The sequence below is a fragment of the Streptomyces sp. NPDC028991 genome, from assembly GCF_055564775.1.
This window is the reverse complement of sequence record NZ_JBVHVP010000001.1, coordinates 906374-912403: the sequence shown is the minus strand read 5'-3', so window position 1 is coordinate 912403 and position 6030 is coordinate 906374. Positions and strand designations below refer to the sequence as shown.

The following is a 6030-nucleotide window of genomic DNA, read 5'->3' as shown; positions in this document are numbered from 1 at the left end:
GCGCATGAACAGCGCCATCACGCCGCCGATCACGAAGAACGCGAACGACGTCACCAGATACAGCGTGCCGATCGTCTTGTGGTCCGTGGTCGTCAACCACTTGATCACGACGTTGCCGGGCTGCTTGCGCCGTACCGGCAGCTCGTTCTCGTACGAGTCCTCCGCTGCCGAGGCACCCTGGGGTTCGTTGAGGATGCTCACAGGTTGTTCGTCTCCCGGTTCTTCTCGTGGCTCGTCTGCGCGATGCCGGCGGGAACGTAACCGGTCTGCCCCTTCTTCGCGAGGTCCTGGAGGTGCTGCTCGTAGCGCTCAGGGGAGACGACCTTCACGTTGAACAGCATCCGGGAGTGGTCGACGCCGCACAGCTCGGCGCACTTGCCCAGGAACGTGCCCTCCTTGTTGGGGGTCACCTCGAAGGCGTTGGTGTGGCCCGGAATGACGTCCTGCTTCATGAGGAACGGCACCACCCAGAAGGAGTGGATGACGTCACGCGAGGTCAGGACGAAGCGGACCTTCTTGCCCTCGGGGAGCCAGAGGGTCGGGCCCGGGTTGTTGGTCTGCGGGTTCCGTGTACCGGGGACACCGCAGTCGTAGACGCCGCCGGCGTTCGCCGGGAAGTCCTTCTTGAAGCGGTCCGGGATCGCGGCCAGTTCCTTGGAGGTCTTGGCGTCGCCGGAGGAACCTTGGACGTTCTCGACGTGGTTGAAGCACCAGCTCCACTGGAAGCCGACCACGTTGACCGTGACGTCGGGCTTGTCCTCCAGGCTCATGAGCTCGGACTCGTCACGGGCGGTGAAGTAGAACAGCACCGAGACGATGACGAGCGGAACGATGGTGTACAGCGCCTCGATGGGCAGGTTGTACCGGTTCTGCGGAGGAACCTCGACCTTGGTGCGGCTGCGCCGGTGGAAGAAGCAACTCCACAGGATCAGGCCCCACACCAGCACGCCGGTGGCCAGCGCGGCTGCCCAGGAGCCCTGCCACAGGGAGAGGATCCGCGGAGCCTCTTCCGTGGTTGGGGTGGGCATGCCGAGGCGGGGGAAGTCCTCGTATGTGCAACCGGTGGCGGTCGCCAGGACCAGGCCCGCGGTCAGTGCCTGCAGCAGCTTCCGCCGCATCGGGCGCCGCGGCGAGCGGTCGGAGCCGTTGGGACTCACGTAGCGCCTTCCCGAGAGTCTCGCCCGCGCTGTTCGGCTGCGGCCTTCTCGCTGGTCGGTCGCCGCCCTGCGTCGGGCAGGGGTTTGATGTTTATGCGGACCAAACCCTAGCCGACGCCCTCCGGGGGGTCGCGGGGAGGGTGGCATACGCGCCGCGGGTCACCCTGAAAGGGTGGGACGGGGCGCCTTCGGGGGCGGGACCAGGGGTTGTTCGGCGCCTTGCGGTCGGTTGCGGCGGGGCGCGCCCCCTCGCGGCGCTTCCCGGCCGGACGTCATAGCGTTGCCGTGTGGGCTACTTTGACGCTGCTTCCGCTGTTCCGCTCCATCCTGTCGCCAGGCAGGCCCTTCAGGCCTCCCTGGACGAAGGGTGGGCCGACCCCGCGCGGCTCTACCGGGAAGGGCGGCGGGCCCGGCTGCTGCTCGATGCTGCCCGGGAGGCGGCCGCGGAGGCCGTGGGGTGCCGGGCGGACGAGCTGGTGTTCACCCCTTCGGGGACGCGGGCGGTGCATTCGGGGGTCGCGGGCGCGCTGGCCGGGCGGCGTCGGGTCGGGAATCACCTGATCGTGTCGGCGGTCGAACACTCCTCCGTGCTGCACGCGGCCGAAGTGCACGAGGCCGGCGGCGGGTCGGTCACCCAGGTCGCCGTGGACCGTACGGGGGCCGTGGCCCCGGCGGCGTACGCGGCCGCCCTGCGCGACGACACCGCGCTGGCCTGTCTCCAGTCGGCCAACCACGAGGTGGGCACCGAGCAGCCGGTGGCGGACGTGGCCGAGGCCTGCCGGGCGGCGGGCGTACCACTGCTCGTGGACGCGGCCCAGTCGCTGGCCTGGGGGAAGGTGGCGGGCGACTGGTCGTTGCTCGCGGGCAGCGCGCACAAGTGGGGCGGACCGCCGGGGGTCGGGCTGCTCGTCGTGCGCAAGGGGGTGCGGTTCGCGCCGCAAGGACCCGGCGACGAGCGGGAGTCGGGCCGGGCGCCCGGGTTCGAGAACCTTCCGGCGATCGTGGCGGCGGCGGCGTCGCTGCGGGCGGTGCGGGCGGAGGCCGCCGAGGAGGCGGCCCGGCTGCGGGAGCTGACGGAGCGGATCCGGGCGCGGGTGCCGGCTCTGGTGCCGGACGTGGAGGTGGTCGGGGACCCGGTGCGCAGGCTGCCCGGCACCGTCACCTTCTCGTGTCTCTATGTCGACGGGGAGACGTTGCTGCACGAGCTGGACCGTGCGGGTTTCTCGGTCTCCTCCGGCTCGTCCTGCACGAGCAGCACCCTGATGCCGAGCCATGTGCTGAAGGCGATGGGGGTGCTCAGCGAGGGAAACGTCCGGGTGTCGCTGCCGCCGGGGACGCCGGCCGGGGACGTCGAGCGGTTCCTGGAGGTGCTGCCGGGCACGGTGGCCGCGGTGCGGGAGAGACTGGGGGCGCCGGCGGCCACCCAGGCCGTCCCCGGGACCGGGGGCGACCTCGTCGTGGACGCGATCGGCCGGCGCTGCCCCATCCCGGTGATCGAGTTGGCCAAGGTCATCGGCGATGTGCCCGTCGGGGGCACGGTCCGCGTCCTCTCGGACGACGAGGCGGCCCGCCTGGACATCCCGGCGTGGTGCGAGATGCGGGGGCAGGAGTACCTGGGCGAGGAGCCGGCGGACGGAGGAACCGCCTACTCGGTCCGCCGGGTGAGCTGACGCCCGTACGGAGAGCGGGGCCGTGCCGATGTGCGGCTGCGCGGCGTAGGCACGACCGGCCCCTCGCACCCGCACGCCCACGCACCCGCACGCCCGCACGCCCGCACGCCCGCACGCCCGCACGCGACAGCGCCCCTCGCGAGGCGGCCGAGCAGTCGCCGGGCCCGGAATCAGCCCAGGTGCGCCTGCACCTGGGCCGCGGCCTCGTCCCCGTACGCCTTCGTGAACCGCTCCATGAAGTGCGCCCTGCGCAACTGGTACTCCTGCGTACCCACCGTCTCGATGACGAGCGTCGCCAGCATGCAGCCGACCTGCGCGGCCCGCTCCAGCGGGACTCCCCACGCCAGTCCCGACAGGAACCCGGCGCGGAAGGCGTCGCCGACGCCCGTGGGGTCGGCCTTGCGCTCCTCGTCCGGGACGCCGACCTCGAGGGTCTCCTCGCCGGCCCGCTCGATGCGGACGCCCTGTGCGCCGAGGGTGGTGACGCGGTGGCCGACGCGGCCGAGGATCTCCTCGTCCGTCCAGCCGGTCTTGGTCTCGATGAGGCCCTTCTCGTACTCGTTGGAGAAGAGGTAGGTCGCCCCGTCCAGCAGTATCCGGATCTCGTCGCCGTTCATCCGGGCGATCTGCTGGGAGAAGTCGGCGGCGAAGGGGATGGACCGGGTGCGGCACTCCTCGGTGTGCCGGAGCATCGCCTCCGGGTCGTCGGCGCCGATGGAGACCAGGTCGAGGCCACCGACCCGGTCGGCGACGGTCTTGAGCTCGATGAGGCGGGCCTCGCTCATCGCGCCCGTGTAGAAGGAGCCGATCTGGTTGTGATCGGCGTCGGTGGTGCACACGAAACGGGCGGTGTGCAGGGTCTCGGAGATGCGCACCGAGCCGGTGTCGACGCCGTGCCGGTCCAGCCAGGCCCGGTACTCGTCGAAGTCCGAGCCGGCCGCGCCGACCAGGATCGGCCGGGTGCCGAGCTGCCCCATGCCGAAGGCGATGTTCGCGGCGACGCCGCCCCGGCGTACGTCGAGCCGGTCGACGAGGAAGGAGAGCGAGACCGTGTGCAGCTGGTCCGCGACGAGCTGGTCGGAGAAGCGGCCGGGGAAGGTCATGAGGTGGTCGGTGGCGATGGAGCCGGTGACTGCGATGCGCACGGCGTGGACTCTCTCCTGAGCGGGAGGCGGGTTGACAGTTCACGCTACCCGGGAGCACCTCGAGTCCGAAGCAGGCAAAACTACCCGGTAGTACAACTTTCTTCGCGGTACGGGACGTGCCTACGGTTCTGTTATGACGAACCTGAGGACCGCCGACCCCGCCCCGGCCGACCTGGACGGCGACCTGGCGTCGCTGCGCGGTGACTGCGCCCGGATGGCCCCGCGCTGGGAGGCTCCGGCACACGCCTCCGCCCGTCCCGTCCCCGTCTCCCTCATCCACGGCGTGCGGGTGCCGCAGACCTCGGCCCGGCTGCTGGACGCGATGTCGGAGTACGGCGACTGAGGCCGTCCGGGCGACGCGTGCCGCCGCCGGGAACCGGATCCTCCCCCATCGCGTCCCATCGCTGTCCCCAGTAACAGCCGAAGGAGCGATGCGGTGAACACCGAGCGAGCCGACAACGACGACGCCGACGCCGCCGACGAGGCCGGCACCGGGCGTCCCGCGCGGCGGCGTCCCCGGGCGGTCGCCGTCGCCTCCGTCGCCACCGCCGTGCTGCTGGTCGGGACCGGCGGGGCCTATCTGGCCTCGTCCGCCTCCGGCGGCGGCCCGGACGGCGGTACGGCTTCCGGGGCGTCCGGCGACGACACTCCCCCGCCGCTCGCCCTGGACGACCACGGCGCGCCGTCCGGGAGCGGCGGCACGAACGGCATCGCGCCCGGCGAACCCAACCCCTACGGCGTCACCTACCGCGCCGACGGCGCGCTTCCCGACGGCCCCGGCTCGGCGCCCGTGTACCGGGCGAAGGGCGAGGTCACCGAGTCGGAGGTGGCCCGGCTGGCCGAGGCGCTCGGGGTCGACGGGGCGCCACGCGTCCAGGGTGAGGCGTGGAAGGTCGGCAACGCCAGAGACGGATCGGGACCGCTGCTGACGGTGAACACGCGGGCGCCGGGCACCTGGACCTTCCACCGCTACACGCCCGGTACCGACGACTGCAAGAAGGGCGCCGTGTGCAAGGCCCCGTCCGCCGACGGGAGCCCGGTGAGCGAGGCGGCCGCGAAGAAGGCGGCGGCGCCGGTACTGAAGGCGCTGGGCCAGGACGACGCCAAGCTGAACGCGGACCAGGTCATGGGCGCCCGGCGGGCCGTGAACGCCGAACCTGAGGTCGGCGGACTGCCCACCTACGGCTGGACGACCGGCGTGGTCGTCGGGGCGCGGGGCGAGGTGGTGGGCGGCAGCGGGCAGGTGAAGGCACCGGTCAAGGGGGACACGTATCCCGTCCTGGGCGCCGAGGAGACGCTGGCGCTGCTGAACTCGCCGGGCGGCGGTTCCGGGGCCGGTATCGGCGGCTGCGCGAGCCCCGTACCGCACAAGGACCGCGCGGACACGCCCTGCGAGCTGCCGACGGGCACCCCGAAGAAGCCCGGGAAGCAGACGGTCACGGTCGAGGACGCGGTGTTCGGGCTGGCCGCGCATCCCGTGCGGGGGCGGCAGACGCTGGTGCCGTCGTGGCTGTTCGAGGTGCGGGCGCCGGGCGCGCAGGATGCCTTCACGGTGACGTATCCGGCGGTCGACCCGGAGTACCTGACGTCCGCGGCTCCCGCCTCACCGTCCCCGGCCCCGTCCGACGAGCCGACCTCGGCGCCCGGTGAGCCCCGGGACGTCGGGGTGAGCGGCTACACGGCCGAGGGCGGGGAGCTGACCGTGCACTTCACGGGCGGGGTGTGCTCCGACTACGAGGCGAAGGCGAAGGAGAGCGCCGACAAGGTGACCGTCACGGTGACCGAGACCCCGCACCCGGGGAAGGTCTGCATCCTGATCGCCAAGGAGTACGAGCGGACGGTGCCGCTCGACGAGCCGCTCGGCGACCGGAGGGTCGTGGGCTCGGACGGCGAGGAGATTCCGGTGCACAAGCCGGGCGCGCGGCTGCCGGCGCCGTCCGGGAGCCGGTGACGGCGATCGCCCGGCAGGCAGACGAGAGGGCGGCGGGGGGGGGGGGGGGGGGGGGGGGGTGCGCCTCCCCGCCCCCATCACGCCTCTTCTCCCCTTTCCCCCCCTCC

5 protein-coding genes and 1 pseudogene are annotated in these 6030 nt (G+C 72.5%); 3 read left to right on the top strand and 3 right to left on the bottom strand.

Annotated elements, in window-relative coordinates:
- Positions 1–201, bottom strand: a pseudogene (locus ACZ4V1_RS04030) (aa3-type cytochrome oxidase subunit I); the annotation flags it as partial.
- Positions 198–1157 (bottom strand): aa3-type cytochrome oxidase subunit II, encoded by a 960-nt coding sequence (gene ctaC, locus ACZ4V1_RS04025; RefSeq protein WP_468328862.1) that lies wholly within the window; start codon positions 1155–1157, stop codon positions 198–200. The pseudogene ACZ4V1_RS04030 and the gene ctaC, both read right to left, overlap by 4 nt.
- 287 nt (positions 1158–1444) lie before the next feature.
- Between ctaC and ACZ4V1_RS04020 the strand changes: the two genes are divergently transcribed.
- Positions 1445–2827 (top strand): aminotransferase class V-fold PLP-dependent enzyme, encoded by a 1383-nt coding sequence (locus ACZ4V1_RS04020; RefSeq protein ID WP_468328859.1) that lies wholly within the window; start codon positions 1445–1447, stop codon positions 2825–2827.
- A 170-nt stretch (positions 2828–2997) separates the two neighbouring features.
- On the opposite strand, the gene ACZ4V1_RS04015 is transcribed toward ACZ4V1_RS04020, so the two are convergent.
- Positions 2998–3972 carry a carbohydrate kinase family protein gene (locus tag ACZ4V1_RS04015; protein ID WP_468328856.1) on the bottom strand — a complete coding sequence of 325 codons (975 nt, stop codon included), beginning with the start codon at positions 3970–3972 and terminating at the stop codon, positions 2998–3000.
- Between the two features lie 133 nt (positions 3973–4105).
- On the opposite strand from ACZ4V1_RS04015, the gene ACZ4V1_RS04010 reads away from it, so the two are divergent.
- Both ACZ4V1_RS04010 and ACZ4V1_RS04005 read left to right on the top strand, forming a co-directional pair.
- Positions 4106–4315 (top strand): hypothetical protein, encoded by a 210-nt coding sequence (locus tag ACZ4V1_RS04010; RefSeq protein WP_468328853.1) that lies wholly within the window; start codon positions 4106–4108, stop codon positions 4313–4315.
- A 93-nt stretch (positions 4316–4408) separates the two neighbouring features.
- On the top strand, positions 4409–5923 hold the full coding sequence (locus tag ACZ4V1_RS04005; RefSeq protein ID WP_468328850.1) for a hypothetical protein: 1515 nt from the start codon (positions 4409–4411) through the stop codon (positions 5921–5923).
- Positions 5924–6030 lie beyond the last annotated feature (107 nt).